The following is a 26,681-nucleotide window of genomic DNA, read 5'->3' on the forward strand; positions in this document are numbered from 1 at the left end:
CGGGCGCCGTTCGACCGGGCGTGAAGGATTGGACGTTCAGCCGGAGGTGGCGCGGCTGCGGCGGAACTCGCTCGGTGTCTGCCCGGTGGCGCGCTTGAACGCGCTGTTGAAGGTGGACTTGCTGCCGAAGCCGGCGGCCAGGCCGATGTCCAGCACGCTGCGTGGGTCGGCGGGGTCGGAGAGGAAGGACTTCGCGGCCGTGATGCGGAAACCGGTCACGAACTCGGAGAAGCTCTGGCCCAAACCCTGGTTGAGCGCCTGCGAGACCTGGTTGGGTGACCAGCCGCTGCGCTGGCTGAGGGACTGAAGATCCAGCCCGGGCGCTTCATACAGGCGTTCGTCCTGCATCAATGCGGTCAGCGCGCTGGCGATGGCCGCGCACTGCGCGGCGTCGATGCCCGAGCGCTCGTAGCGTGCGACGGCGACGTCCTCGATGGGCGCGGGGATGAGATTCCCCACGCCCGGTGCGGCGGCACTCACAGGCGCGCGCAGCTGCTGCCGCACCACGCGGCAGGCCAGCAGATACATGCCCACGGTGGTCAGCAGGCTGAGCCCGATGCTGGCCAGCAGCGGAGCAGCGTCCGGCGGCCACCGGTTCATCGCGCTGGCAAGCCAGCAGCCGGCCATCACGATCGCCAGCCCGCGCAGCCCGCTGCGTTGGATGGGGGTTCCGCGCGGGGCCGAAGACGTGCGCAGCGACAGCCACAGCGTGGCCAGCAGGTAGGGCGCACCCTGCAGCAGCCAGCCATGGAAGCTGAGCTGGAACAGCGCCTTGCCCAGCGGCGAGACGTCGAAAGGCGCAACAGCGTTCAACAGGGAAACGACGAACGCGAGCATGGCCGGCAGCAGATGCGCGAGCGGCAGCAACGAAGTGTGGCCCGGTGCGGGCAACAGCAGCGCACGCGCATGGCCATACAGCAGCGGACCGAGCAGATAGACCAGCGGCACTTCGATGACCCGCAGCCAGCGCACCGCGTCGGCCGAGAGCCAGGCCTGGCCACCCAACAGCACCAGTCCGAACAGATTGGCGGCGGCGAAACAGGCGAAGAAGATGGTGAGCAGATGACTGCCACGCCGAGCGCGGCCGAAGCTCACTCCGGTGGACAAGGCGGCCAGGCCCAGAATCGCAGCGCCTGCCGCCAGCTGCAGCAGATCCGGTGGCGTCATGCGCGCAGTGTTGATGAAGCGCGCGGCAACGTCCAGCGCGGGCTGGCGGCATGCAGGCAACACTGGGGGAGATGGCGCGCCCGGAGGGATTCGAACCCCCGACCAATGGCTTCGGAAGCCACTACTCTATCCGGCTGAGCTACGGGCGCGTTGTAGAACCGCCGCGCCGTCGGCCAGTGCCGGGGCGGGCATCGCAGCGCCATGAAGCGGTGCGGGACCGGCATTCTATCCAGTTTCGCCGAACAAATCTCCCCCCACGGGCAAAGCCCTGCCGGAGGGGCAGGAGTATCCTATCGCCATGGCTGATACCCCCCTTACTTCGCCGCAGTCGCCGGCGACGCCGCGTTGGCGGCATTACTGGAGCCTGATGCGCGCTGATCGCCCGATCGGCACGTTGCTGCTGCTGTGGCCCACCTGGTGGGCGTTGTGGCTGGCTGCTGGCGGCCTGCCGCCGCTGTGGACGCTGTTCGTGTTCACCGCCGGCGTGTGGCTGACCCGCTCGGCCGGTTGCGTCATCAACGACTACGCCGACCGCTGGCTCGACCCGCATGTGGAACGCACCAAGGCGCGTCCGCTGGCCACCGGCGCAATCAGCGGCCGCGCCGCGCTGGCGCTGTTCGCCGTGCTGATGCTGGTGGCATTCGGCCTGGTGCTGACCCTGAACGGGCTGACCATCGGCCTGAGCTTCATCGGCGTGTTCCTGGCCGCCAGCTATCCGTACCTGAAGCGCTACACCCATCTGCCGCAGGTCTACCTGGGCATGTCGTTCGGCTGGGGCATCCCGATGGCGTTCGCCGCCGTGCAGGGCGAAGTGCCGATGCTGGGCTGGCTGCTGTATGCCGGCAACATCCTGTGGTCCACCGCCTACGACACCTGGTACGCCATGGTCGACCGCGAGGACGACCTGAAGATGGGCTCGCATTCCACCGCGATCCTGTTCGGTGATCTCGACCTGGTCATCCAGGGCGTGCTGTACGCGCTGTTCCTGGCCACGATGGCGCTGGTCGGCGTGCGTGGCGGGCTGGGCGGGTACTACCTGGCCGGCGTGGCCGTGGCCACCGCGCTGGTGGTCTACGAATTCTGGATCTGCCGCAACCGCGAGCGCGGCCCGTGCTTCAAGGCGTTCCTGCACAACAACTGGGTGGGTGCCGCGCTGTTCGCCGGCATCGCCGTGGACCTGGCGCTGCGTTGAGCCCAGGGTCTGGTAGAGCCGGCCGCTGGCCGGCTGCACATGTGTGCAGTCCCGAGGTTGCCGGCCAGCGGCCGGCACTACCATTCTCCCACCTACGACCAATAGGTGGCTGACAGCCCGCACCCCACCGCCCAGAATCGGTCCATCGAACCTGGGAGGGTAGGCGATGGCCTCGACGGCAGCAGTACAGGACGGCTGGATGGCGCGCGCAGCATTGCGCTCGGCCGCCTGGGCGGAAAAGTGGTTCCCCGACGCGTACGTGTTCGCGGTGCTGGGCGTGGTCATCGTCGCGTTGGCGGCGATGGGCTTCGGCTCGACTCCGCAGGCCACCGCCAGCGCCTTCGGTGACGGCTTCTGGAGCCTGATCCCCTTCACCATGCAGATGGCCTTCGTGGTCATCGGTGGCTACGCCGTGGCGACCGCGCCGGTGGTCGCACGCTTCATCGACTTCCTGGCCCGGGTGCCGCGCACCGGTCGTGGCGCGGTGGTGTACGTGGGTCTGGTCAGCATGTTGGCCTCGCTGCTCAGCTGGGGTTTCTCGCTGGTGTTCGGCGGCCTGCTGGTGCGCGCGCTGGCCCGCCGTACCGAACTGCGCATGGACTACCGCGCGGCCGGTGCGTCGGCGTATCTCGGCCTGGGTGCGGTGTGGGCGATGGGGCTGAGTTCGTCGGCCGCACAGCTGCAGGCCAACCCGGCCAGCATGCCGCCGGGGCTGGTGGAGATCACCGGCGTATTGCCGTTCACCGAAACCATCTTCCTGTGGCAGTCGATCGCGCTGACCTCGGTACTGATCCTGGTCTCGCTGCTGATCGCCTGGCTGACCGCACCCGCCGCCGGCAGCGCCCGCACCGCCGAGGAGTTCCCTGGCGCTGCGCAGGCCGAGCCGGAGCCGCTGCAGCGACGCACGCGCCCGGGCGAGTGGCTGGAATACAGCCCGCTGCTGACCGTGCTGCTCTCGCTGCTGGCGTTCGGCTGGCTGTTCAACGAGTTCGCCAACAAGCCGGTGATCACGGCGATCGCCAACCTCAATACCTACAACTTCCTGTTCATTTCGCTGGGCCTGCTGTTGCACTGGCGCCCGCGCAGCTTCCTCAACGCGGTGGCCAAGGCGGTGCCGAGCACCACCGGCGTACTGATCCAGTTCCCGCTGTACGGCGGCATCGCGATGATCCTCACCCACGCCGCTGGCGGTGACGGTCAGACCCTGGCGCACCGGCTGTCGAGCCTGTTCGTGCACGTGGCCAGCACCGATTCGTTCGCGCTGGTGATGGGCGTCTACTCGGCGGTGCTGGGCTTCTTCGTTCCGTCCGGTGGCGGCAAGTGGATCATCGAGGCGCCGTACGTGATGCAGGCCGCCAACGAACTGAAGGCGCACCTGGGCTGGGCGGTGCAGGTCTACAACGCGGCCGAAGCGCTGCCGAACCTGATCAACCCGTTCTGGATGCTGCCGCTGCTGGGCGTGCTGGGCCTGAAGGCGCGCGACATCGTGGGGTTCACCTTCATCCAGCTGCTGGTGCATATCCCGCTGGTGCTGGGCCTGCTGTGGCTGCTGGGCATGACCCTGGCGTATGTGCCGCCGGTGATGCCCTGAATGCAGGGCTGGCGTCCGTGCTCGACCAGGACGCCAGCCTCGTTCAGCGCGTGTTTCCGGCGGAGCACGCCATGAATGGGCATTGCGCCAAGGCCGGCATGAGCACATGCCGAACCCGCATGAATCCTTCATCTGCCTGTGCCGCAAGGGGCTCTGCGCGTTCATTCACGCGCGTACACACGAATGTAGCCGGCCCCCCACGCGTGATTAACCAATCGCTGCAGACGATGGCCACGTCCACCGCATTCCGCGCGTGGCTTTCGGAGAACGGACATGGCACAGCAGAACCATAACCCGAACCAGAAGCAACCGGGTCAGCAGAATCAGCAGGATCAGCAGAATCAGCAGGATCAGCAGCAGGGACGCCGTGACCAGCAGCAGCAACAGCAGCAGGATCAGCAGCGCAAAGAGCGCAGCCAGCAGCAGGGCGGCCACGACGAAGAAGAATGACCGCGCCGCGCATGCGCAGTGACCGGTGAAGCCCCGCCTTGCGCGGGGCTTCGCTTATTGCAGCACGCCGATGCGCTGCAGCGCCGGTGCTGCCGACATGTCGTTGGGATTGGTGCCGGGCTGGTCCTGTGGCACCTCCATGCCCATGCCGCGGTAGAGATCGACCCAGTGCTGTGCGATCTGCCCGGTCTGCGGGTTGCGGAAGTTCATCGGCTGCAGTGCGAACACGTGGTGCGCACGGAACGCGCGTTCGATGAAGTCCGAGCAGTAGTAGCTGTCTTCATTCAACACATACGACGTGTTGTAGGGCTTGCCGAGCATCGTGCGCGCGGTGGCGACCGCATCCTTGATCGCCGCCTGCTGCGGTGCGCGCAGGCGATAGACCACGATCTGCCGCTGCTTGGCCCGCGCATCCTGGCGGAACTCCACCAGCGATTGCCGGCGCGATCCCTTCTCGTCGGCGTGCAGCACGTCATAGCCCTTCGGCGCCGCGGCGACCAGGGCCACATGATCGAAGCTGGGTGCGCCCTGCTTGCCGGTGGCATCGTCGATGGCGGCGCTGAGCCCGCTGCGGCCGGCGGTTACGAACAGCAGATCGCCCTCGTGGACATCGACGGCCATCGCCACCGCTGGCCACAGGGCGGGCAGCAGCAGGCCGATCAGGAGCAGGAGGCGACGCATGGGGTGTCTCGGACAGGCGGAATGCCGGAATTGTAGGGCGCGCGGTAGCATGGGGCGACCGAACCGGATTCAGGATGAGCCCATGCGTCGAAACCGTTCCGCTGCCGTGCTGATGCTTGCCTGTGGCGTGGCGCTGGTTGCCTGCACGCCCGAACCGCAGGCGACGCCCACGGAAGCCGCACCCGCGCATCCCGCGCCGTCGTCCACGGCGGCAGCGGTCCAGCCTGCATCGGCGCCTGCCGGCAGTGAATGCCCCTACCCACAGTTCGATGCGTTCCTGAAGCACTTCGGCAACGAGATCACGCTGCAGGAAAAGGCCACTGCCGATCCGCTGCTGGACAGCTACATCGATGCCGAGGCCGAGCCGGAACCGCGCAAGGTGGAAAGCCGCCTGGCGCTGGCCGATGTCGAGTGGCCGGTGATGCCCGATCCCGCCGCGTTGGCCGGGCAGGGCCGTGAGATGCAGGTCAGCACGCTGGCCGATGGGCAACGACAGGTCCAGATCCGCACGCCGGACAGCAGCGACCAGCAGACCTACACCTTCGCGCAGTCGCCCTGCTGGACGCTGGTCAAGCGCGAGGATGAGTCGATCTGATGCCTGTTCCGGCACAGGCGCGGCCGGGCGGCGGCTGCTAGGCTCGGAGCCTGATCCAGGCAGGGAGATGCCGATGCAGGCTCGCAGGATGTGCACCATCACCGCCACCATGACCGTCATGCTGGCGATGGCACCCTTCACCGGCGTCCAGGCGCAGTCGCTGCGGGCCGACGATCGCGCCTACTTCGCCAGTGCGGCAGCCGAACAGGCTGCGCGTGACGAACTGGGCAAGCGTGTCGAGGCCCTGCAGCAGGCGTCCGCGCTTGCACCTGCGCAACGCTTCCAGCAGGCCGAGGCACTGCAGGCGCAGTGTCTGCGCCATCACAGCTATCTGCATCTGCAGGCCGCCCGCAACGCGCGTGATCTTCGCCCGGCACAGGCGCTGGATCAGGTGATGGGGCTGTGCAGCCGCATCGCCCGCACTGGTCGCGCTGCGCTGCGCGAGACGCCTGCCGACGCGGCGTGGGCAGCACCGTATGCCTTCCTGCGCGCGCGTGCGCTGAAGGAAGCTGCAGCCCCGGCCAATACCGCGCTGGATGAGGCCGTGGAGGCGCTGGCCGATCCGGCGCTGGACAGTTTCGCGCGGCTGCGTGGGCAGATTCTGCGCAGTGCCGAGTACCCGCAGATCGAGCGTGATGGTCGGCACTGGGACACCGGGCACGACAAGCAGGCACTGGCCCAGCAGCAGGACCGCGCGTTGCGGGAAGCGGGCTGGAAGGGTTACTGGCAGGGCCTGCACTCGCGCCGTGAGCCGATGGCCTCGGTGCTGCTGGGCCTGGTGCAGGTGAACGATGCCGCCGCGCGCCTGCAGGGCGATGGCTCCGCACCGGCGCGGGGCTACCAGCGGATGGGCCTGGATGCATCGGCGGTGGATGCGACGCTGCAGGCAATCGAACGTCATGCAGGGGACCGTCGTGACTACCAGGACATGCTGCTGCACCACGCCGCGCGCTCCGGCATCGATGCGCCGCAGCTTTGGGATACCACGTTGCCCGATGCCGGCTACATGCCGCCGGTACTGACGCTGGCGCAGCTGCGCGACAATGCCGCCGACGCCATGCAGCACCTGGGACCGGCATACGTCAGTGAGTTGCGCGCGCTGCTCGATCCGGTCAACCAGCGCATGGACCTGGCCACCGGGCAAGGCAATCGCAGCCAGGATGCGTTCGCAGTGAATGCTCCTGGCGCGCCGGCGATGCTGTACGTCGGGGTGCGCAGGGGGGATCTGGAAAGCGATGTTGAAATCGCCCACGAAGCCGGTCATGCCATGCACGGTGAGTGGATGCAGCGCGGCCATGCGTCGCCGCTGCAGCGCAATGGCAGCCAGTGGCTGACCGAGGCGTTCGCGATCTACAACGAGCTGCGCTTCCGCGACCAGCTGTACCAGCAGGCACAGGATCCGCGCGCCAAGGCCTACTACCTGAAATCGTTGCTGGACGACATGGTGCTGCAGCTGTTCACCTCCTCCGAGGAAGCGCAGCTGGAGCAGTCGATCTATCGGGGCGTGGCCGCGGGCACCCTGGGTACCGCCGATGATCTGGATGCGCTGACCGGCCACGTGCTGGCGCGCTTCGGCCAGCAGCCGGAGCGCTATCCGCAGCTGCGCAACAGCTGGATCGGCAAGCGCCTGATGTATGACGACCCCAACTATCTGGTGAACTACCTGTACGCGGGATTGCTGGCCGTCCAGCTGTACGTGCAGGACCAGCGCGACCCCGAAGGGTTCCGTGAGCGCTATCTTGCCGTGCTGGGCGAAGGCTTCGACCGCGCGCCGACCGAGCAGGTGGCGCAGCTGTTGGGGCACGCACCCGACTGGCCGGCACTGGTCGATGCCGATCTGCAGGTGTTCAACCAGACGGCGGCGCGGCTGCAGGCGCTGCATGCGCAGGTTGAAGCGGGGCACGGTGTGCGCACGCAGTAGCGCGCATCAGGTCTGGAACGGCAGGTCAGGTCGAGAAAACCCGCCAGCCCCAGGGCATCGTCGCGGAGTTCGCCGGTGCCGGCGACGTCACCCACCTGCAGCAACAGCCCCCGCGCATTGGGCAGATCCTTCTGCTCGGGGAACCAGCGGCGATCGGCGGCGACCACGATCAGCAGGCCTTCGTCGTCGCCCATCGGCGCGAACTGCGGCGAAGCCGGGCTGATCGGTTGCAGGCCGAAACGTTGGTTGGACTGCGCGCGCACGGCATCGACATCGTGGCTGGGCAGGCCGACTTCGCTCAGGCAGGTCAGCTCGCTGTCGTGGAACGCGCCTTCGCGTGCGCTGGCCGGCAAACGGCGGCGGCCGATCAGTTCCAGGATCAGGCCATCCGGGCCGGTGAAGTACACCGACTGCGAGTGCCAGCTGCTCTCCAGCGCGAAGTAGTCCAGCCCCGCCGGATTGCGCTGCAGCGGCGTGCGCTCACGCAGCCAGGTCATCTCCTCGCTGAAGCGGTTGTCCGGTACGTTGAAGGCCAGGTGCACGCCGCCGACCGGGTGGTCACCCGCCGGCTGCAGTTCGATCGTGCTCCAGCCGATGTGCACATGGTTGCCGACCACGCGCTGCTGCAGCACATCGTGGAAATACGTCGCGACGGTGGCGACGTCGGACACCGGCAGGGTGAGGTGAAGCAGGCGCATGACCGAACCTCCATGGACGCGCCCACTGTAGCGCCGGGGCCTGCCCGGCGGCCACTATCGCAATGCGTCGGCGAAGAATCGCACCGCGGCATCCGCTGCCTGCTGGTGGGTGTTCGTCCTGGGAACAGACGCGGTGCACAGCTCGGGAAGCCTCTGCGCGCCGGCCGCCGTACAGGTCGCCAGGAAGTCGTAGTGGCCCACATCCGGCAGACGCTGCAGCGCAGCGCCCGGAATCAGTGCCTGAGCAGCCTCGCCATTGCTCTGCGGTGGCGCAACCGTGTCAGCCTCGCCCAGTACGATCGACACCGGCTGCCTCAGCGAGGACAGCTGTTTCGGCGCAAATGCCTGCACGATTGCTGGCGCCAGCAGGAATACCGCGCGCACGCCGGGGATCGCGCGCGATTCATTGGCGTGGGAGATCCATGGCGACAGTTCCGGCGAGCTTGCAGCGGCAATACGGGCCTCCATCGTGTGCGTGACGGCTTCCTGCTGGGGCCGGCAGACGCCGTCATCCGGATGCGCTTGGCAGAAGGCGAGCCGCCGCTGCAGGTCGGGGCGTGCACCGGCGGCCAGCAGCGTGGTGTAGCCACCCGCGGAGAACCCGGCCACACCCAGCCGTTCGTGATCGACATGCGGACCCAGCAGCGGATCGGCCTGCACCGCCGCCAGCGCGGCGCGCAGATCATCCGCACGCAGCCAGCTCAGCATGCTGCCAGGCAGGGTCATCTCGTCCACGCCGTTGTTGCCGGGATGATCGACTGCGATCACCAGGTACCCGGCGCGTGCCAACGCCGTACCCAGCCAACCCATCATGCGCGCGCTGCCGCCGTTGCCGTGGGAGAGCAACAGGGTTGGCAGGCGTGCACCCGCAACCGGCGCATCCAGTGCCACGCGGCCGACGTCGAACAGCGGTGCATCGGGGGGACCGATGGTCAGGGCGGTTTCCCTGCTGCCAGCGGGCGCCGGATACCAGACCGTGTAGCGCAGGGCGTCGCGGTGTTGCGCATCGCGCACCGCGGCGCTGGCCACCGTGGTGGTGCCGTGGCGTTCGCCTGCCATCCCGGTCCCGCCGGCGTTGGCGGCCCCCGCGAACGCCATCAGCATCATTCCCATCACAGTGGCTGTCATGCGCATCCTCAACTCCTTGTCAGCGTGGGCGTTCGTCCACCGGCAACCAGATCTCCACGCCGCCGTTGCCGGTGTGCTCGTCGAAGCGCGTGTCGTAGCGTTCCAGGTCCGGTGCATCGGCCAGGCTGAGGCCGGAGCCGGGCAGGTAGTGGTCCAGCAGCCAGAACCAGGTCGAGCGGATGGTCGAGATATGCCCGCCGTGCCAGGCCACCAGATAGCGACGCGCCGGTACGTCGATCCGCTGCCAATGCGCGGGCACGGTGGACAGCGCGCTGGCGGGCAGCGCAGCGACGTAGTCGAAGCCACCATCGTCATCGCTGTTGCAGCACACGCCGAAACTGATCGGTGCCGGCGTCGGCCATTCGCGGTTGAGCTGCGCCCACTGGCCGGGAATCGCCCCACTACTGTCGCGGGTATGCCGCATGCCGATGCCCACCACCTGGAAAGCGGGGGTGTCGAGCAGTCGCGGCGCCTCACCGCAGGCAGCCGGCGCATCCTCCACGCGGATCGCCTGTACCAGCGCCAGTCCATCGGTGCCCTGTTCGCGTACACGCTCCGGCGTCTGCCCGAACTGTTCGCTGAAGGCGCGGGTGAATGCCGCATGGGTGGTATAGCCGGCCTCCAGCGCGACCTGCAGGATGTCGCCGGCCCCGTTGGCCAACCGCTGCGCGGCAGCGGTCAGGCGCCGTCCCCGCAGGTAGCGCACCACCGAGGTGCCGGTGCGGGCCTGGAACAGGCGTGACAGATGGAACGGCGACAGCCCTGCTGCGGCGGCGATATCGGCCAGCGCCAATGGCTGGTCCGCATGGGTTTCGATGTACCACAACGCCTTGCCTGCCGCGCTCATCCTGCCGTTCCCCGATTCCGATGCCGGGCACAGTAGCGGATCCTCAGGCAGGGCGTTTAGCAGTTCTTGCGCTGCCGGGGCCTTGCGTCTGCCGGCGTACCGGCAACAATGCGCGCTTCATGGACGTTATGGGGGGCAGGGAGATGCGATCGACGACGTGGGATGCCAGGCCGGTGAAGCCGATCCGATGATGGACATGGTGGTTACCCAGTGGCTGTTGCCCTGGTTGTTGACCCTCGCATTGCTGCTGCTGATGTGGCGCTGCGCGCCGTACTGGAAGGGCAATGCCTGGGTGTACCGCGCCGGCTTCGCGCTCGTGGCCGGGCTGCTGACACCGACGTTGCTGCTGGCCGGTCACGGCGTTCTGCCGGTTCCGACCGTCGGGGGAGTGGTTACGGTGTTGTGGCGGTTGGAGTGGATCGGCGATCTGGACTTCAACATCCTGGCGATCGGCACCGACAACATCTGGTTCCTGTTCACACCGTTCCAGATGGTGTCCATTGGCATGCTGTTCTTTCCACTGCGCACGGCACGGCCGGCCCGTCTTGGCTTCGGCGGTAGGAACACGGACTAGCCCCACACCGCGAGGCGCCAATGCTCATCCAGGCATGGCGTGGATCTACCAAGCCGACGTGGGCCGGCACAGGGGGGCCTGCCAGTAGATCCACGCCATGCGTGGATGCCTTTCGCACTGATGCGCGACCCTGCATCAAGCTGTCGCACTGACGTCATGGCTCCTTCACAGATCGCGCCGAGACTGCGCGCCTTGTCCAGCCCTGTTGTTTCCGAACAGGTACTGGCCCTGTCGCGTCCTCCCGGAGCCTTGCCGTGCATCGTTCGAAGCTTTCGCGTTCCATCCTCCTTGCCCTTTCCATGGCCAGCGCAGGAGGCGCGACTGCAGCGGAGGCCGATGCGGTCGATGCTACGGCGGGCAGCCGTGCGGCACCCACCCAGCTTGACGCGATGCTGGTCACCGGCACCCGCGCGTCCAACCGCACCCAGTTCGAAACGCTGGCGCCGGTGGACGTGTTCACCAAGGAGGACATCAAGTCGGTGGAATCCACCGACCTGAAGGACGTGCTGGCGCAGCTGGTGCCGTCGTTCGTGGTGCAGCGCCTGCCGATGGCGGACGGCCAGGTATTCGTGCGCCCGGCCACGCTGCGCGGCCTGTCGCCGGACCAGACCCTGGTGCTGGTCAACGGTCGTCGCTTCCATCGCAGCGCGCTGCTCGGCAACCGCGGGGCGCAGGCGGCCGATCTGGCACAGATTCCAACCAGTGCGATCAAGCGCATCGAAGTGCTGCGCGATGGTGCCTCGGCGCAGTACGGCTCGGACGCCATCGCCGGTGTCATCAACATCATTCTCGAGGATGGCCCCGGTACCGAGATCACCGCCGGCTATTCGCAGTACGCACAGGGCGATGGCGCGTCGCGCGATTTCAGTGCGCGCACCGGCTGGTCGCTGGGTGACTACGGCAGCCTGGTGCTGTTCGCCGAATCGTCCAACTCCGACGCCACCTCGCGCACCCGCCAGCGCCCGGATGCGATCGCCTTCCAGGCCGCGCATCCGGATCTGGACGTGCCCAACCCGGTACAGCGCTGGGGCCAGCCGGAACTGGAAAGCCGCCGCGTCGGCTTCAACGTAAAGGCCAATGCCAGCGACACGCTGGAGCTGTATGCGTTCGGCCTGTACAGCCACAGCGATGGCGTCAGCGATTTCAACTGGCGCAACCCGGACACCACCACCGGTGCCTACCGCACCACGGCGATCTTCCCCGGCTGGAACCTGCGTTCGATCTATCCGGTGGGCTTCAGCCCGCAGTACGGCAACGTCCAGAACGACCTGCAACTGGTCGGTGGCCTGCGTGGCGAGATCACCCCGAAGCTTCGCTGGGATGTCAGCGCGTCGTATGGCCGCAACGCCATCGACTACAGCCTGAAGAACTCGATCAACGCCTCGCTCGGTCCGGCCAGTCCGACCGCGTTCGATCTCGGCCGCCTGACCCAGACCGAGAAGAACGCCAACGCCGACTTCAACTACGAGTGGGACGTGGCCGCGCTGGCCAAGCCGATCAACGTCGCCTTCGGTGGTGAGTTCCGCCAGGAGACCTACCAGGTGCGCGCCGGTGATCCGGCCTCGTACGCGGTAGGCCCGGGCGCGGCCGCGGGCCTGGAAGCCAACTCCAATGGCGCACCGGGCTTCTCGGCCAGCCAGGCCGGGCAGTGGAGCCAGCGCAGCAAGGCGGCCTACGTGGATATGGAAGTGCCGCTGGGCGAGCGCTGGAGCATCGGTGCGGCCAGCCGCTATGAGGACTTCTCCAGCTTCGGCAGTACGCTGGACGGCAAGCTGTCGGCCCGTTTCGCGATCACCCCGGACGTAGCCCTGCGCGGTACGGTGTCCACCGGCTTCCGCGCACCGACCCCGGCGCAGCTCAACACCACCAGCACCACCCAGGGCCTGGATACGCGCACCCTGCAGATCTTCACCAGTGGCCGCCTGTCGCCGAACGACCCGCTGGCGCAGATGCTCGGTGCCAGGCCACTGAAGCCGGAAGAATCGCGTACCGCGTCGCTGGGCCTGACCTGGCGCACTGACCTCGGCCTGTCCGGCTCGGTGGATGTCTACCAGATCAAGCTCACCGACCGCTTCAGCCAGTCGGCCAGCTTTGCCATTCCGGCAGGCACGCCGAATCCGCTGGGCTATACCTCGGTGAACTACTTCACCAACGATTTCGATACCACCACCACCGGCGTGGACGTGGTCGGCAACTACCTGCGCGATCTCGGCGCCGGCCGCATGACGCTGACCCTGGCCTACAACTACAACCGTACGCGGGTGGACAACGGCAGCACCTCGGTGGCCACCAACGAAACCCAGCGCGTGCTGTTCGAAGACCGCCTGCCCGAGCACAAGGGCAGCCTCACCGGCAGCTGGGACATCGGTGCCTGGTCGCTGATGGCGCGCATGCGCTACTACGGTGCCTGGACCGACTCCAGCGGCAATGCAGTGGGCGATATCTACCAGCGTTTCGGTGCGATGAGCTTCCTCGACCTGGCCGTCGGCTATCGCATCAACGAACACCACAGCCTGCGCGTGGGCGCGGACAACGTGTTCGACCGCTATCCGGACGAAGCGACCTTCCAGGCCAGCCGCGGCCTGGTCTACTCGCGCAACGCGCCGTACGACACCGACGGTGCCAACCTGTACGCACAGTACCGGCTGAGCTTCTGATGGACAGCCGCCGCCGTAACCTGTTGCGTGCCGGCACCTTGCTGCCGGCCGCAGCTGCACTGTCTTCACTGCCCGTCATGGCCGCCGCGGGTTACGCTGCGCCCATGCAGATTCCCGCAACGACCGTGGCGCCGGACGTGCTGGCCCGCGATGAAGGCTACTGGGCCGCCGTGGCCAGCCACTTCGACATCACCGATGAAGTGAACCACTTGGAGAACGGTTACTGGGGCGCGATGGGCCGCGAGACGCTGGCCAGCTACCAGCGGCATACCGCCGAGGTGAACCGTGGCAACGCGTGGTATGGCCGTCGCGAGTTTCCGGCGCAGTACATGGCGGTGCAGCGGCAGGTGGCCGAGTTGCTGGGCGTGGGCGCCGACGAGATCGCACTGACCCGTGGCGCCACCGAGGCGATGCTGGCGCTGATCGGTGGCTACAACCGCCTGCAGCCCGGCGACCAGGTGCTCTACGCCGACATCGACTACGACAGCATGATCGGCGCGATGCGCTGGCTGCAGCAGCGCCGCAGCGTGCAGGTCGAGCGCATCGCGCTGCCGGCGGTGCCCGACCACGCGCAGATCCTGCAGGCCTACGAGGCCGCATTCGCCCGGCTGCCACGCCTGAAACTGGTGCTGCTGACCCAGGTCAGCCATCGCCATGGGCTGGTGCTGCCGGTGGCGGAGATCGCCGAGCGTGCGCGTGCGCGCGGCATCGATGTGATCGTTGATGCGGCCCATGGGTTTGGCCAGATCGACTACGCGGTGCCGCAGCTGAAGGCCGATTTCGTCGGGATCAATCTGCACAAGTGGATCGGTGCGCCGGTCGGTGTCGGCGCGATGTACGTGCGCAAGGCGCGCGTGACCGACCTGGACCCCTACATGGGCGAGACCGACGATGGCCGGGTGGGCAGCCGCGTGCATACCGGTACGGTCAACTTCGCCGCCTACCTGGCACTCCCGGACGCCATTGCCCTGCATCAGCGCATCGGCGTGGCCAACAAGCAGGCGCGCCTGCGCTTCCTGCGTGAGCGCTGGACCGTGCCGGCGCGGCAGATGGCACATATCGAAGTGCTGTCCTCGCCGGACCCGGCGCTGGCGAGTGCGCTGGCGAGCTTCCGTCTTCGCGGGCGCACCAGCGTGGCAGACAACATCGCGCTGCAGAAGCGCCTGCTGGACGAGCATCGCGTGTTCACCACGCATCGCGACGGGTTGGACTCCGGCGCCTGCGTGCGGGTGACGCCGTCGGTGTTCACCCGGCCGGAGCAGATGGATGCGCTGGTGCAGGCGCTGGTGGCATTGGGGTAGTGCCGGCCGCTGGCCGGCACATTCCATCCACGCATGGCGTGGATGTTCCCCGCCTACCGCTCGATCGACGGCAACGCATCCGACAACAGCAACCGATCAATCCGCCGCAACGCACTTTCCAGCTGCCGGCGGTCCGCCGCCAGCCCCAACGACAACCGCACGCCGTTCTGATGCTGCACCCCCGGCGGGCAGAACGCCGATGAAGGAGCGATCGCCAGCCCCTGCAGCTGTGCGGTACGCACCAGCGTGGCATCGGTCCACGGCGCCGGCACCCGGCACCAGGCATGCAGGCCCTCGGCGCGCTGCAGCAACGACGGTGCCAGCAGATACCGCGCCATGCGCATGCGCTCGCGTGCCTCGGTGCGCACCTGCGCCAGCAGTGACTGTGCCGAACCATCCAGCAGCAGCTGGCTTGCCAGCGCCGCCACCAGCGGATGCCCCATCAACCGGGTGGCGCGCAGGGCCGACGCCATCGCCTCGGCGTGCGCGGCACTCGGGCAGCGCACGAAGGCGGTGCGCAGGCCGGGGCTGATCACCTTCGACAGCGTCGCCACGTGGAACACATGACGCGGTGCCAGCGTTGCCAGCGGTATCGGCGTCTCTTCGGCAAGGTGCCAGTACGGATCGTCCTCGATCGCCAGCAGGCCTTCGCATTCCAGCACACGCGCCAGCGCTTCGCGGCGCTGCAACGACAGCGTCAGCGCGGTCGGGTTCTGGCAGGTGGGATTGAGATAGACCAACCGCGCGCCACTCCCGCGTGCCTGCCGCACCAGTGCCTCGGGGCACATGCCGTGCTCATCGCATTCCACCGGTACAAGCCGCCGGCCGAGGGCCCCCGCGGCCTGCAGCAGCCCCGGGTAGACCAGCGTGTCGCACAGGATCGCGTCGCCATCGCGACCCTGGCTGACCAGGACGGCGGCCAACGCCACCTGCGCGCCTTCGGTCAGCAACAAGCTGGCATCGTCCACCGCGCCCAGCATCGGCTGCAGCCAGCGTGCTGCCGCGTGGCGGTCGGTCGGGTTGCCGCCGCCCAGGTGGTAGGTCATCAGGTTCGGCGCGTTGCTGCGCGCAAGCACGGCGGCGGCACCGCGGCGCAGGGTCTCGGCCAGCGCATCAGCATCGGGCACCGGCGGCACGTTCATGCTCAGGTCCACCACCTGGTCGAAGCCAGCCTTGGGCGGTGCGATGAAACTGCCCTGCGGACCGCGTGCCTCGATCAGGCCGCGCTTGCGTGCTTCATCGAAGGCCCGCGTTACCGTGGTCAGGTCGACGCCGAGCTGCTGTGCCAACGCGCGCTGCGAGGGCAGGCGTTGCCCTGGCGCAAGACCACCGCGGCGCACCGTGCGTTCCAGCGAATTGACGATGCGCAGGTAGATCGGCCCGTTGTGCGCGAGCACGTCCTGCACCCATTCGCGGGCTGCGACATCCGGTCGCGGCATGTACGGAGCATGTCGGGGCGTATCGTTGCTTCCAACGGCGGGAGCCTGTCCATAACCATCGGTCGGTTCGGACAGGTGACCGCCGTTGTTGTTTGCGGCGGCCGCACCGGCCAGCGTCAGTGATGTCATTGCGCGTCCTCAGCGCTTGGCCTGCCAGGGGCAGTAGCAGCCCACGGCAAGCAGTCCTTTCGGGCGCACGGTTTCGCCGCGCACCAGTTTGTCCAGCAGTGGTTCGACGAAGCTGTTGGCCGAGTTGCAGACCATGCCGATGCTGTACGGGCCGGCATAGGCGAGGTGGCCTTGCCGGTCCCAGATCGCCACGGCAGGGCTGGCTGGAATGTGCTCGATGCCGTCGATGGTCGGCAGGTTGATCACCTTGTTGCGCAGCGGCTCGGGCAGCTCGCCCTGGGTGCCGGGGCGGCGGATCGCATAGAAGTCGATGCCGGCGCGGCGGTACATGCTGATCAGGTAGCTCAGGTGCGCGCCGGTCTCGCGGTTGCAGACCGCACACGCCGGGTCCCAGAAGTGCACCACGCGGATGCGGCCGGTATCACCGGCCAGATCGGCCGGCAGGCGCAGCTGCGAGTCGTCGAAGACGATGGCCTGTTCGGTGAACGTGGACTGCGCGCTATAGCCGAAGTACTGCCACAGCGCAGCCGCGACGCCGGCCATGAACAGGCAGGCGAGGGCGATCATCGTCGGCAGCAGCCAGCGGCGACGCGGCGCGGCTGCGCCCATCAGGAATCTTCCCGGCCGAACTTGTGCACGTACTGCTTGCGCATCTCGCGGCAGGAATCGGCCTGCGCGCGGCGCTGGATCTCACTGCGGGACGGATCCTCGCTGCGCTGCACGCACTGTTCGATGGCGTGGCGCTCGGCGGCCTGCACATCCACGGTCTGCGGCTGCAGGCAGACCCAGGCCAGCGCCGCCAGCATCAGCACCACAAAGCCGCCACAGCCGGCCATCACCAGGTGGAACTTCAGTTTCTCGGCGCGCATCGGGGCACGTCCCTTTATCCATACATTGCATACAAAATATCATCTTGTATGGATAAAGCGCCATGCGCCCCGTTCAGACGATGGCGTTGTGGCGTGCCTCGGGGGCTTCGGACAGGATCTCGTTCAGCTTGGCCAGCGCCCCGGCCAGCGCGCCCTGGTCGACTGCGCCGCCCAGCGACAGGCGGATGGCGTTGCCCGGTGGCGGTTCTTCCACGCTGAAGGCGTCCGAGCTGGCGATGCCCAGCCCCTGTTCCTGCGCGGCCTGGATCAGCCGGTACTGGTCCAGCCGTGGCGGCAGCGGCAGCCACACGTGCAGGCCGGCCGGGTGCGCCCGCGCGCGGGACGGCAGGTACTGCGCGGCAATCGCCTGGCGCTCGCGCAGCTCCTGCTGGAAGCGCTGCACCATGTCCTGGGCCTGGCCACTGCGGATCCACTGCGAGGCCACCGCCACCATCGACTGGGTCGGCATCAGCGCGATCGCGCGCAGCGCGTCCAGCACCGGTTCCATCGGCTCGCCGGCCGGCACCACCAGGTAGGCGGTGCGCAGGCCCGGCGCCAGGCACTTGGACAGGGTGGAGATGTAATAGACCGGGCAGCCCGCATCGCGGTGTGCGGCCAGCGGCGGCGCGGCGTCCCCGGCCAGCAACCAGTAGGGATCGTCTTCGATCACGGTCAGATCGTGGCGCTTCGCGACCGCCAGCAGCGCCTGCCGGCGCTGTGCCGACATCGTCGCCGTGGTCGGGTTCTGGATGGTCGGCACCAGGTACAGCAGGCGCGGGCGACGCAGCTGGCAGGCCTCTTCCAGCGCTTCAGGCAGCATGCCTTCGGCGTCCATCGCCACCGGCACCACGCCCCGCTGCAGCACGCGCGCGGCGGCCAGCAGGCCCGGGTAGGTCAGCTGCTCGGCGGCGATCAGCTCGCCCGGCTGGGTGCGGGCCAGGATCAGCGCGCACAGCGCGGTCTGCGCGCCGGGGCAGATCACCACCTGGTCGGCGCCGACCGTGCCCAGCATCGGCGCCAGCCACTGCACGGCGGCGGCGCGGTCCTCGCGGGTGCCGGCACCGACGTGGTAGCTCATCAGTTCGCCCTGGCCCAGCTGCTGGCCGACGTGCTGGAAACCGGCCTCCATGCCCTGCGCGAACGGCGCGCTGCCCAGCAGCGGCGGGATGTTCATGCTCAGGTCGACCGAGGTGCTGCGGTTGCCGGCCGACAGCGCGATGAAGGTGCCGCCGGCGCCCTGCGCGTCGAGGAGGCCGGCCTGGCGCAGCTCGGCGAAGGCGCGGGTGACCGTGGTCAGGTCCACGCCCACCTGCTGGGCCAGGTCGCGCTGCGGCGGCAGGCGGTCGCCCGGGCGCAGCACCCCATCGTCCACCGCCTCGCGCACCTGCTGGGCAATCTGCAGGTACAGCGGGCCGGCGCCCTCGCGGAAGGGGCGGACCCAGGTGCGATTGGGGTGTTTCAGGCGGCGGCCGGCGGCAGGTGGTGTCATCGGTCAGTTTTTTCCATACGTGCATATGCACAAGTCCATACAATGATGTATCTTGTATGGGCTTGATTGGAGTGGTTCGCCTTTTTGTAGGCGACCTCGTACCCACAGTGTAGCCGCTCCACGCCCGGGCGCTGCGCGCAGGCGAGCCGGTCAAGCGCGCTTCTTCAACAGGGTTGACCTCCAATGAATATCTGCTGGAACCGCATCCGCCTGGCGCTGGTCGCCCTGGCCTGCGTCGGCCTGTCGGGCTGTGACTGGGTGCTGCTGGATTCGAAGGGCATGGTCGGGCTCGCCCAGCGCGACCTGATCCTGATCTGCATCGGCGTGATGCTGATCGTGGTGATACCGGCCATCGTGCTGACCTTCGTATTCGCCTGGCGCTTCCGTGCCGGCAACACCAAAGCGAAATACACGCCGGACTGGTCGCACTCCACCAAGGTGGAGATCGTGGTCTGGGGCGTGCCGCTGCTGATCATTGCCGGCCTGGCGGTGATCGTGTGGAAGTCGACCCACGAGCTGGACCCGTACAAGCCGCTGGACGTGGCCGGTGAACCGCTGCACGTGGACGTGATCGCCACCGACTGGAAGTGGGTGTTCGTATACCCGGACCTGGGCATCGCCACGGTCAACCAGCTCAACTTCCCGGCCAACCGCCCGCTGGCGTTCAACATCACCTCCAACTCGACGATGAATACCTTCTTCATCCCGCAGCTGGGTGGGCAGATCTACGCGATGGCCGGCATGCGCACGCAGCTGCACCTGATCGCCAACGAGCCCGGCCAGTTCCGTGGCATGTCCGGCAACTACAGCGGGCATGGCTTCTCGAACATGAAGTTCATCGCCACCGCCAGCAGCAACGAAGAGTTCGAGCGCTGGGTGGCCGAGGTGCGCAGCGCACCGCAGGCACTGGATTTCAACCAGTTCAAGGCGCTGGCCGCACCGTCGAAGAACGCACCGGTGCAGCACTTCTCCAGCGTCGAACCGCTGCTGTTCAAGAAGGTCATCGACCAGTTCATCGGCGTCGGTGAGAACACCGCTGCTGCTACCCCGGCGGGTGCTGCCGGCGGTGCCCAGGTTTCCCAGGAGTAACGAACATGTTGGGTAAATTGACGTGGGAGGCCGTGCCGCTGCACGAGCCGATCGTCGTGGTCACATTGGCGGCCATGGTGCTGGGTGGCCTCGCGCTGCTCGGCGCGGTGACGTACTTCAAGCTGTGGGGCCCGCTGTGGCGTGACTGGTTCACCACCGTGGACCACAAGAAGATCGGCATCATGTACGTGGTGGTGGCGCTGGTCATGCTGGTGCGTGGCTTCGCCGATGCGCTGATGATGCGCGCGCAGCTGGCGGCGGCTGGCCCGGGCAGTGATGGCTTCCTGCCACCGGAGCACTACGACCAGATCTTCACCGCGCACGGCGTGATCATGATCTTCTTCGTGGCCACCCCGTTCGTGGTCGGCCTGATGAACATCATCGTGCCGCTGCAGATCGGCGCACGCGACATGGCGTTCCCGTTCCTCAACGCCTTCAGCTTCTGGATCTTCGTGGTCGGCGCCGCGCTGATGATGATCTCGCTGGGTGTTGGCGAATTCGCCATGACCGGCTGGGTGGCCTATCCGCCGCTGTCGGGCATCGAGTTCAGTCCAGGGGTCGGTGTCGATTACTACATCTGGGCATTGCAGGCTTCGGGCATCGGCACATTGCTGACCGGCGTCAACCTGTTCATCACCATCCTGCGCATGCGTGCGCCGGGCATGACCCTGATGAAGATGCCGGTGTTCACCTGGACCGTGCTGGTCACCAGCGTGATCATCATCGCAGCCTTCCCGATCCTGACCGTGGCGCTGGGTGCGCTCACCCTGGACCGTTACCTGGACTTCAACTTCTACACCAACACGTTGGGTGGCAACCCGATGATGTACGTGAACCTGGTGTGGGCCTGGGGCCATCCGGAGGTGTACATCCTGGTGCTGCCGGCGTTCGGCATCTTCTCCGAAGTGACCGCCACGTTCGCGCGCAAGAAGCTGTTCGGCTACAAGTCGATGGTGGGCGCCACGCTGGCGATCGGCATCCTGTCGTTCATCGTCTGGCTGCACCACTTCTTCACCATGGGCTCCGGTGCCAGCGTCAATGCCTTCTTCGGCATCATGACGATGATCATCGCCATTCCCACCGGCGTGAAGATCTTCACCTGGCTGTTCACCATGTACGGTGGCCGCGTCGAGTTCAGCGTGCCGATGCTGTGGACCATCGCCTTCCTGGTCACCTTCACCATCGGTGGCATGACCGGCGTGCTGCTGGCCATCCCGGGCGCGGACTTCCTGCTGCACAACAGCCTGTTCCTGGTCGCCCACTTCCACAACACCATCATCGGCGGCGCACTGTTCGGCTACCTGGCCGGCTTCGCCTACTGGTTCCCGAAGGTGTTCGGCTTCACCCTCAACGAGCGCCTTGGCAAGTGGTCGTTCGCCTGCTGGGTGATCGGCTTCTACCTGGCCTTCATGCCGCTGTACATGCTCGGCTTCATGGGCATGACCCGCCGCATGAACCAATACGACAACCCGGCGTGGACGCCGTACCTGATCGCCGCCTTCATCGGTGCGCTGTTCGTGTTCGCGGGCATCATCCTGATGCTGGTGCAGATCTACGTGAGCGTGCGCGACCGCAAGCGCAACCTGGACCTGACCGGCGACCCGTGGAATGCACGCACGCTGGAATGGGCCACGCCGTCGCCGCCGCCGTTCTACAACTTCGCCGTGGTGCCCAAGGCCGATGAGCTGGATGCCTTCCACGAAGCGAAGAAGCGCGGCCTGCCGCCGCCGCCGAAGAAGTACGCACCGATCCACATGCCGAAGAACACCGGCGTGCCGCTGATCCTCAACATCTGGATCCTGGTGCTGTGCTTCGCCCTGGTCTGGCACATCTGGTGGATGGCCGCGGCCAGCTTCATCGCGATGATCGTCACCCTGATCGTGCGGTCCTACGACGAGGACGTGGACTACTACGTCAGTTCCGAAGAGGTGGCGCGCACCGAAGCGGCCAGCCTGGCCAAGTTGAAGGAGGTACGCGCATGAACCTGTTGACCCGCCCGGAGCTGGCCAGCGATACGCAGGCGCACGAGGACCACCACGAACACGACCATGGCCACGAACAGGGCGGCATGAAGGTGTTCGGCATGTGGGTCTACCTCATGTCCGACCTGGTGCTGTTCGGCTCGCTGTTCGCCTCGTACGCGGTGCTCAGCACCGCCTACGCCGGCGGCCCCACCGGCAAGGAGCTGTTCTCGCTGCCGTTCGTGATGGCCGAAACCTTCCTGCTGCTGGTCTCCAGCATTACCTACGGCCAGGCCGTGCTGGCGATGCATCGCCACGACACCTCGGCAGTGCTGCGCTGGCTGGGCGTGACCTTCGTGCTCGGTGCTTCGTTCATCGGCATGGAGATCTACGAGTTCTCGCACCTGATCCACGAAGGCGCCGGCCCGAGCACCAGTGCCTACCTGTCGGCGTTCTTCGCCCTGGTCGCCACTCACGGCCTGCACGTCGCCAGTGGCCTGATCTGGATGGCGGTGGTGATGCACCAGGTCTACCGCCGTGGTCTGACCCCGACCAACATCACCCGCGTGTCGTGCCTGAGCCTGTTCTGGCACTTCCTGGACCTGGTGTGGATCTGCGTCTTCACCTTCGTCTACCTGATCGGAGCCTTCTGACATGGCCCACGTCGAAACCTCGCGCGCCGGCAATGCGCACGGCTCCACCAAGTCCTACCTGATCGGCTTCGTGCTGTGCGCGCTGCTGACCGTGGTGCCGTTCGCACTGGTGATGAACCCGGTGCTGTCGCGGCCGCTCACGCTGTTCCTGCTGGTCGGCTTCGCGGTGGCGCAGATCCTGGTGCAGCTGGTCTATTTCCTGCACATGGACCGCAAGTCCGAAGGCGGCTGGAACCTGGCCAGCTTCGTGTTCACCCTGGTGATCCTGTTCATCGTCGTCGCGCTGTCGGTCTGGATCATCTGGAGCATGCACTACCACATGATGATCAACTGAGCCTGCGAACCGTGAAAGGCATTGCGTTCCCCCATCGTGGCCTGCGGCTGGCCGCAGGCCTGCTGCTCGGCCTGCTGGTCGGCTGCAGCGCGCAGTCGCGCATGGACTTCTATTCCAAGGACATCGCCTGCGAAGAACTCGGCCAGCACTGGTCGATGCCTGACAGCCACGGCACCGTGCGTGGCCCGAACGACCTGCAGGGGCAGGTGACCTATCTGTTCTTCGGCTTCACCAGCTGCCCGGACGTGTGCCCGACCACGATGGTCGAGCTGAGCCAGGTGAAGCACCTGATGGGCAAGGATGCCGATCAGCTGCAGGTGGTGTTCGTCAGCGTCGATCCGGCCCGCGACACGCCGGAGGTCGCGCGCACCTATGTCGAAGCGTTCGACCCCAAGGCGATCGCGCTGGTCGGCAACGAAGCGCAGCTGGCAGCGATGGCCAGCGACTTCAAGGCGTTCTACGAGAAAGAGCCCGGCCAGGTGCCGGATACCTACACCATGAGCCACATCGCCGGCGGCTACGTGTTCGACCGCCAGGGCCGCCTGCGCCTGTTCGCGCCGTACGGCATGCCGGTGGACAAGCTGTTCTCCGACGTGCAGCGCCTGCTGCTCGAGCCCGGCCATCCGGCCACCGGCAATGGTCCGCTGGCCAGCTGCAGCCCAAGGCACAGCGACACACTCGCCGCCCGCTGACGCCACCTCTGCCCCGTTGGGGGCCGACATAGGAAAACTGGTGGGTGCCGACCGTTGGTCGGCACACCCCCACACACCAATCCCCCGGCCGGCCAGGAGAGCCAACCGGCCAGGGGCACCACTCAACGCCTTACTTGGTCTCTTCCCACTGCACCACGTCTGGCTCGGTGGCGCGGATACCGGCGGTGGACAGCAGCTTGGTGCTCGCATCCAGCGCCGCGTTCACCGACGGGTACTCCACGATGGCCTGGCCCGAAGCCTTGGAAACCTTCACCACGGTGCCACCGGTGGCGGTTGCCGCGCGCTGGGCCGAGGCTGCATCGGTGAAGAACACCTTGACCCGCGACGTCGCCACCACCGGCGCTCCGTCACGGGAGACCGCTGCCGCGAACTTGCCGGCACCGGCATCAGCAGGCGCAGCCGCTGCACTATCCAGCGAACGCTTGGTACGCGAGCTGGTGGTCGCCGCCGCCTGCGGGGTGATCGTGAACTGGCCGCCGCTGGCCTGCTTCACCGTGGTCGAGGGAGACAGCTGGAAGCGCGTGCCGCCCACATCGAACGAGCGGCCGGTAGCGGACGCCTTCAGTTCCTGCGCATCCACGGTCGACAGGGTCCTGGCCGGAGGAGTCTGCCCCGAGCTCTGTGCCCAGGCAGGGGAGGTCATCGCCGCGAAGGCGAGCGTGCTCAACAGAATGGTCGTCTTCATCATCAGTGCCCCAGAACGCGGATCTTGAAGAATTCGAGGTTGCCGCGCGATGCAGCGGTCGCGGCCTGCCCCATGTCGGTCACTTCCAGCGTCCAGGTGCCGCTGGCATTCTCATCCAGGAAGGCATTGCTGGACAGCAGGTCCCAACTGGTGAAGTTGCTCTGCGCGCCACCCGTGCCCGAACCGATCGCGGTGAACGCCGGCTGCACCACGCTGCGGGTGCCGCTGGGCGACACCAGCACGAACTGCAGCTGGCGCGTGTTGCGGTGGTTGACCCGGAAGCCCAGCTGCACGCTTTCGATGTTGCGCGCGCCGTTGGCCAACTGGAAGGTCAGGCGTGCGGCGGCAGCCGAGGTGTTGCCGATGGCCACGGTACGGGTCGTGTTGCGCCAGCCACTGTCGACCAGCGGTCCCAGCGACTGGAAGTTCTCGGCGACCTGCACTGCACGCGCAGCGTTGACCACGCCGAAGCCATACCAGTTGCTGTAGGCACGGTTGGCTGCATTCACCGTCCAGCCCGGCACCAGCGTGCGCCCGTCGGCCAGCGTCACCGCCGGCTGGTTCGGGTGGTTGCGGGTGGCGGTGGTGGCCAGGATGTACTTCACATCGCGATAGGACAGGTTCGGATTGGCTTCCAGCACCAGTGCCGCCACGCCCGAGACCATCGGCGCCGACGCCGAGGTGCCGTTCATCTTGGCGGTGTAGTTGCAGGTGCTGTCGATGGCCGACAGGTTGCTGTCCAGCGTGTTCTGGCGGTTGGTGTTCTTGTTGCTGCCCTGCGCGCACCCGATCACGTCGGTGGTGACGATGGCCGGGTCGTAGGCGCGTGTCACCAGGCCGGGGGCGTACTGCGCCTGCAGGCCGTACTCGCCGCCAAAGGCCGACACCCACAGGGCCGAGCCGGTGGAGGAGTACGACGAGCGCACGCCATCGGCGCGCACCGCGCCTACGGTGATCACGTTGAACAGGTTGTTGCGCGGATCGCGGCCGGCCGGCACGCAGCCGGTGTTGCGGTTCTTGGTGTCGGTGGTGCAGACATCCTGGGTCTGGCTGATCGAGGCATTGTTGAAGTTGTTGCCGGCCGACTTCACGTAGATGCCGCCGCGGCCACCACGCGTGCCCGACAGTGCCTGCTCGTACGAACGAATCGTGTTTTCGCTGTACGCCAGCGGCAGGTTCGGATTGCCCGGGCCGGCGCCCCAGCTGTTGTTGAACACCTGCACGTCGGCCGATTCCGCGCCATCCCACCAGGCGTACTCGATGTTGCTCTGCTGGTTGCCCAGGGCTGAGCGCGAAATCGGATTGAAGCCCTTCAGCGTCGCTGCCGGGGCCACACCGCGCACGCCCAGGTTGTTGGCGCCCACCGCACCGGCGATGCCGCCGACCATGGTGCCGTGGTTGTCGACATCCGGGTTGGTGGGGGTGGGGTCGTTCGAACCGTTGGTGAAGTTCTTGCCGGCCACCGCCGCCACGTTGGCGGCCAGGTCAGGATGCGCGATCTGCAGGCCGTCATCGACGATGGCGATGGTGACGCCCTGGCCGCGGATGCCGTTGCGGAACAGGCCATCCACGTTCAGATCGTTGCCGGCCACCGGCAGCGTGTCGGCCGGTACCGTCTGCCCGGTGTTGAGCAGGTGCCACTGGATGCCCGCCAGTGGATCGGCCTGTTGGGCCTGGGCGGTGGCGGCCAGGCTGCCCAGCACCAGGGCAGTGGCAAGGGCCAGGCGCGCGGAGCGCGGTGGCGCGGAGCGTTGCGTGTGTCGCTTCATACACGAATCCTTCTGTTGTGAATCGGCATGGCAGGACGGCGGGGCGGGACTGCCCCATCGCAACGAGCCAAACGCGACACAACGAACAACCCCCTACCTCTTCACACAGGCAATCTGCAGATGTGCCAATTGCGTCACAAACACTTAGTACGTCTGGTTATGACAGTGCACACAAACATCTTCACGCCATCTTCGCGCGGTTGAATTTGTTTCGTGGGAAACAGGGAGAACCACTTGCAGATGACCACACACATGAAGAACGAACGGCTGCGCGGCCGTGCGCGCGCAGACCAGACCCCGCTCTCGGTTGCCGCCATCCGCAAGGTGGTGCTGGCCGTGCATACGCGCAGCCACGACTATGGCGACGATGCCGATATCGCCGAGTTGCTGCCCGAGCTGGCAGCATTCGGCATCACCACGGTGAAACCGCTGCGCCTGTTGATGAAGAAGCACCGTCGCGCGCTGCTGCAGGAGGAGCGGATCGTCATGCGACGCGCAGAGACGCTGCATCTGCGCACCGAGTGGCTGCCCGGTGGCATAGACGTGCATGCCAACACCAGCCGCTACGCCATTGGCGGCCTGGTCCGCACCAGCATGGAACACGAATTCGGCTTCGAGACGATGCTGCCCTTCCACGAGGTGCGCGAGGACGAATCCGCGTAGCGCGGTGCCCGTCCGGCGGGCGTGGCAATCCCATCCCGGCGTCATCGCGCGCCCTCACATCCTGCTGTGCTACTACAGCCCGTGCA

The 26,681-nt window shown here is 67.1% G+C and carries 24 protein-coding genes, 1 tRNA gene and 1 pseudogene; 14 read left to right on the top strand and 12 right to left on the bottom strand.

What is annotated here, in order from left to right; translation table 11 throughout:
- Positions 1 to 36 precede the first annotated feature (36 nt).
- Both BKE09_RS12510 and BKE09_RS12515 read right to left on the bottom strand, forming a co-directional pair.
- Positions 37 to 1,230: a helix-turn-helix transcriptional regulator gene (locus BKE09_RS12510; RefSeq protein ID WP_240502905.1), complete on the bottom strand. Its 1,194-nt coding sequence runs from the start codon at positions 1,228 to 1,230 to the stop codon at positions 37 to 39.
- 9 nt (positions 1,231 to 1,239) lie between these two features.
- Positions 1,240 to 1,316 (bottom strand) — tRNA-Arg (locus tag BKE09_RS12515).
- 149 nt (positions 1,317 to 1,465) lie between these two features.
- On the opposite strand from BKE09_RS12515, the gene ubiA reads away from it, so the two are divergent.
- The 3 genes from ubiA to BKE09_RS23505 all read left to right on the top strand — a co-directional run bounded on the left by ubiA (position 1,466) and on the right by BKE09_RS23505 (position 4,400).
- Positions 1,466 to 2,359, top strand: a complete 894-nt coding sequence (ubiA, locus tag BKE09_RS12520; protein WP_005411493.1) for a 4-hydroxybenzoate octaprenyltransferase — start codon at positions 1,466 to 1,468, stop codon at positions 2,357 to 2,359.
- Positions 2,360 to 2,525: 166 nt separating this feature from the next.
- The gene (locus tag BKE09_RS12525) at positions 2,526 to 3,950 is read left to right on the top strand and encodes a TIGR00366 family protein (RefSeq protein ID WP_014038818.1); all 1,425 of its coding nucleotides are present in this window, start codon (positions 2,526 to 2,528) and stop codon (positions 3,948 to 3,950) included.
- A 273-nt stretch (positions 3,951 to 4,223) separates the two neighbouring features.
- Positions 4,224 to 4,400: a hypothetical protein gene (locus BKE09_RS23505; RefSeq protein WP_170871745.1), complete on the top strand. Its 177-nt coding sequence runs from the start codon at positions 4,224 to 4,226 to the stop codon at positions 4,398 to 4,400.
- A 54-nt stretch (positions 4,401 to 4,454) separates the two neighbouring features.
- On the opposite strand, the gene BKE09_RS12530 is transcribed toward BKE09_RS23505, so the two are convergent.
- A complete protein-coding gene (locus tag BKE09_RS12530) occupies positions 4,455 to 5,081 on the bottom strand; it encodes a YiiX/YebB-like N1pC/P60 family cysteine hydrolase (RefSeq protein ID WP_075675935.1) in 627 nt (208 codons plus the stop codon).
- A gap of 82 nt (positions 5,082 to 5,163) precedes the next feature.
- Here BKE09_RS12530 and BKE09_RS12535 point away from each other — a divergent pair, with 82 nt between their 5' ends.
- The gene (locus BKE09_RS12535) at positions 5,164 to 5,676 is read left to right on the top strand and encodes a hypothetical protein (RefSeq protein WP_075675936.1); all 513 of its coding nucleotides are present in this window, start codon (positions 5,164 to 5,166) and stop codon (positions 5,674 to 5,676) included.
- Between the two features lie 73 nt (positions 5,677 to 5,749).
- Positions 5,750 to 7,597 carry a M3 family metallopeptidase gene (locus BKE09_RS12540; RefSeq protein ID WP_075676721.1) on the top strand — a complete coding sequence of 616 codons (1,848 nt, stop codon included), beginning with the start codon at positions 5,750 to 5,752 and terminating at the stop codon, positions 7,595 to 7,597.
- A 25-nt stretch (positions 7,598 to 7,622) separates the two neighbouring features.
- On the opposite strand, the pseudogene BKE09_RS12545 reads toward BKE09_RS12540, so the two are convergent.
- The 3 genes and pseudogenes from BKE09_RS12545 to BKE09_RS12555 all read right to left on the bottom strand — a co-directional run bounded on the left by BKE09_RS12545 (position 7,623) and on the right by BKE09_RS12555 (position 10,270).
- A pseudogene (locus tag BKE09_RS12545) lies at positions 7,623 to 8,295 on the bottom strand (VOC family protein).
- Positions 8,296 to 8,349: 54 nt separating this feature from the next.
- Positions 8,350 to 9,429 (bottom strand): alpha/beta fold hydrolase, encoded by a 1,080-nt coding sequence (locus BKE09_RS12550; RefSeq protein WP_075675937.1) that lies wholly within the window; start codon positions 9,427 to 9,429, stop codon positions 8,350 to 8,352.
- Positions 9,430 to 9,442: 13 nt separating this feature from the next.
- Positions 9,443 to 10,270, bottom strand: a complete 828-nt coding sequence (locus BKE09_RS12555) for an AraC family transcriptional regulator (protein WP_075675938.1) — start codon at positions 10,268 to 10,270, stop codon at positions 9,443 to 9,445.
- Between BKE09_RS12555 and BKE09_RS23740 the strand changes: the two genes are divergently transcribed.
- The 3 genes from BKE09_RS23740 (at position 10,239) to BKE09_RS12570 (ending at position 14,802) form a co-directional block, all read left to right on the top strand.
- On the top strand, positions 10,239 to 10,844 hold the full coding sequence (locus BKE09_RS23740; RefSeq protein WP_240502906.1) for a hypothetical protein: 606 nt from the start codon (positions 10,239 to 10,241) through the stop codon (positions 10,842 to 10,844). The genes BKE09_RS12555 and BKE09_RS23740 overlap by 32 nt on opposite strands.
- A gap of 254 nt (positions 10,845 to 11,098) precedes the next feature.
- Complete coding sequence (locus BKE09_RS12565) at positions 11,099 to 13,501, top strand: TonB-dependent receptor (RefSeq protein WP_083663087.1); 2,403 nt, start codon at positions 11,099 to 11,101, stop codon at positions 13,499 to 13,501.
- Positions 13,501 to 14,802 carry an aminotransferase class V-fold PLP-dependent enzyme gene (locus BKE09_RS12570; protein ID WP_075675940.1) on the top strand — a complete coding sequence of 434 codons (1,302 nt, stop codon included), beginning with the start codon at positions 13,501 to 13,503 and terminating at the stop codon, positions 14,800 to 14,802. The genes BKE09_RS12565 and BKE09_RS12570 overlap by 1 nt, the downstream gene beginning before the upstream one ends.
- A gap of 53 nt (positions 14,803 to 14,855) precedes the next feature.
- On the opposite strand, the gene BKE09_RS12575 is transcribed toward BKE09_RS12570, so the two are convergent.
- The 4 genes from BKE09_RS12575 to BKE09_RS12590 all read right to left on the bottom strand — a co-directional run bounded on the left by BKE09_RS12575 (position 14,856) and on the right by BKE09_RS12590 (position 18,728).
- Positions 14,856 to 16,370 (bottom strand): PLP-dependent aminotransferase family protein, encoded by a 1,515-nt coding sequence (locus BKE09_RS12575; RefSeq protein ID WP_075675941.1) that lies wholly within the window; start codon positions 16,368 to 16,370, stop codon positions 14,856 to 14,858.
- 9 nt (positions 16,371 to 16,379) lie between these two features.
- On the bottom strand, positions 16,380 to 16,979 hold the full coding sequence (locus BKE09_RS12580) for a DUF6436 domain-containing protein (protein ID WP_075675942.1): 600 nt from the start codon (positions 16,977 to 16,979) through the stop codon (positions 16,380 to 16,382).
- On the bottom strand, positions 16,979 to 17,239 hold the full coding sequence (locus BKE09_RS12585) for a hypothetical protein (RefSeq protein ID WP_005411478.1): 261 nt from the start codon (positions 17,237 to 17,239) through the stop codon (positions 16,979 to 16,981). The genes BKE09_RS12580 and BKE09_RS12585 overlap by 1 nt, the downstream gene beginning before the upstream one ends.
- 73 nt (positions 17,240 to 17,312) lie before the next feature.
- Positions 17,313 to 18,728 (bottom strand): PLP-dependent aminotransferase family protein, encoded by a 1,416-nt coding sequence (locus tag BKE09_RS12590; protein WP_014038804.1) that lies wholly within the window; start codon positions 18,726 to 18,728, stop codon positions 17,313 to 17,315.
- A 183-nt stretch (positions 18,729 to 18,911) separates the two neighbouring features.
- On the opposite strand from BKE09_RS12590, the gene cyoA reads away from it, so the two are divergent.
- Genes cyoA through BKE09_RS12615 form a run of 5 tightly spaced genes read left to right on the top strand, consistent with a single transcriptional unit; the run spans position 18,912 to position 23,457 of the window.
- A complete protein-coding gene (gene cyoA / locus BKE09_RS12595; RefSeq protein WP_049444111.1) occupies positions 18,912 to 19,817 on the top strand; it encodes a ubiquinol oxidase subunit II in 906 nt (301 codons plus the stop codon).
- 5 nt (positions 19,818 to 19,822) lie between these two features.
- Positions 19,823 to 21,799 (top strand): cytochrome o ubiquinol oxidase subunit I, encoded by a 1,977-nt coding sequence (cyoB, locus tag BKE09_RS12600; protein ID WP_014038802.1) that lies wholly within the window; start codon positions 19,823 to 19,825, stop codon positions 21,797 to 21,799.
- Positions 21,796 to 22,431 carry a cytochrome o ubiquinol oxidase subunit III gene (gene cyoC / locus BKE09_RS12605; RefSeq protein WP_005414759.1) on the top strand — a complete coding sequence of 212 codons (636 nt, stop codon included), beginning with the start codon at positions 21,796 to 21,798 and terminating at the stop codon, positions 22,429 to 22,431. The genes cyoB and cyoC overlap by 4 nt, the downstream gene beginning before the upstream one ends.
- Position 22,432: 1 nt before the next feature.
- A complete protein-coding gene (cyoD, locus tag BKE09_RS12610; protein ID WP_006399830.1) occupies positions 22,433 to 22,765 on the top strand; it encodes a cytochrome o ubiquinol oxidase subunit IV in 333 nt (110 codons plus the stop codon).
- An 11-nt stretch (positions 22,766 to 22,776) separates the two neighbouring features.
- Positions 22,777 to 23,457 (top strand): SCO family protein, encoded by a 681-nt coding sequence (locus tag BKE09_RS12615; RefSeq protein ID WP_075675943.1) that lies wholly within the window; start codon positions 22,777 to 22,779, stop codon positions 23,455 to 23,457.
- A gap of 130 nt (positions 23,458 to 23,587) precedes the next feature.
- Here BKE09_RS12615 and BKE09_RS12620 read toward each other — a convergent pair whose 3' ends face one another.
- Both BKE09_RS12620 and BKE09_RS12625 read right to left on the bottom strand, forming a co-directional pair.
- The gene (locus BKE09_RS12620; protein WP_014038800.1) at positions 23,588 to 24,166 is read right to left on the bottom strand and encodes a hypothetical protein; all 579 of its coding nucleotides are present in this window, start codon (positions 24,164 to 24,166) and stop codon (positions 23,588 to 23,590) included.
- Positions 24,166 to 25,932, bottom strand: a complete 1,767-nt coding sequence (locus tag BKE09_RS12625; RefSeq protein WP_075675944.1) for a S8 family serine peptidase — start codon at positions 25,930 to 25,932, stop codon at positions 24,166 to 24,168. The genes BKE09_RS12620 and BKE09_RS12625 overlap by 1 nt, the downstream gene beginning before the upstream one ends.
- Before the next feature lie 252 nt (positions 25,933 to 26,184).
- Between BKE09_RS12625 and BKE09_RS12630 the strand changes: the two genes are divergently transcribed.
- Entirely contained in the window at positions 26,185 to 26,595 is a 411-nt protein-coding gene (locus BKE09_RS12630; RefSeq protein WP_240502907.1) for a hypothetical protein, read from the top strand.
- Positions 26,596 to 26,681: the final 86 nt, after the last annotated feature.

The sequence above is a fragment of the Stenotrophomonas sp. TD3 genome (assembly GCF_001939825.1).
GTDB lineage: Bacteria > Pseudomonadota > Gammaproteobacteria > Xanthomonadales > Xanthomonadaceae > Stenotrophomonas.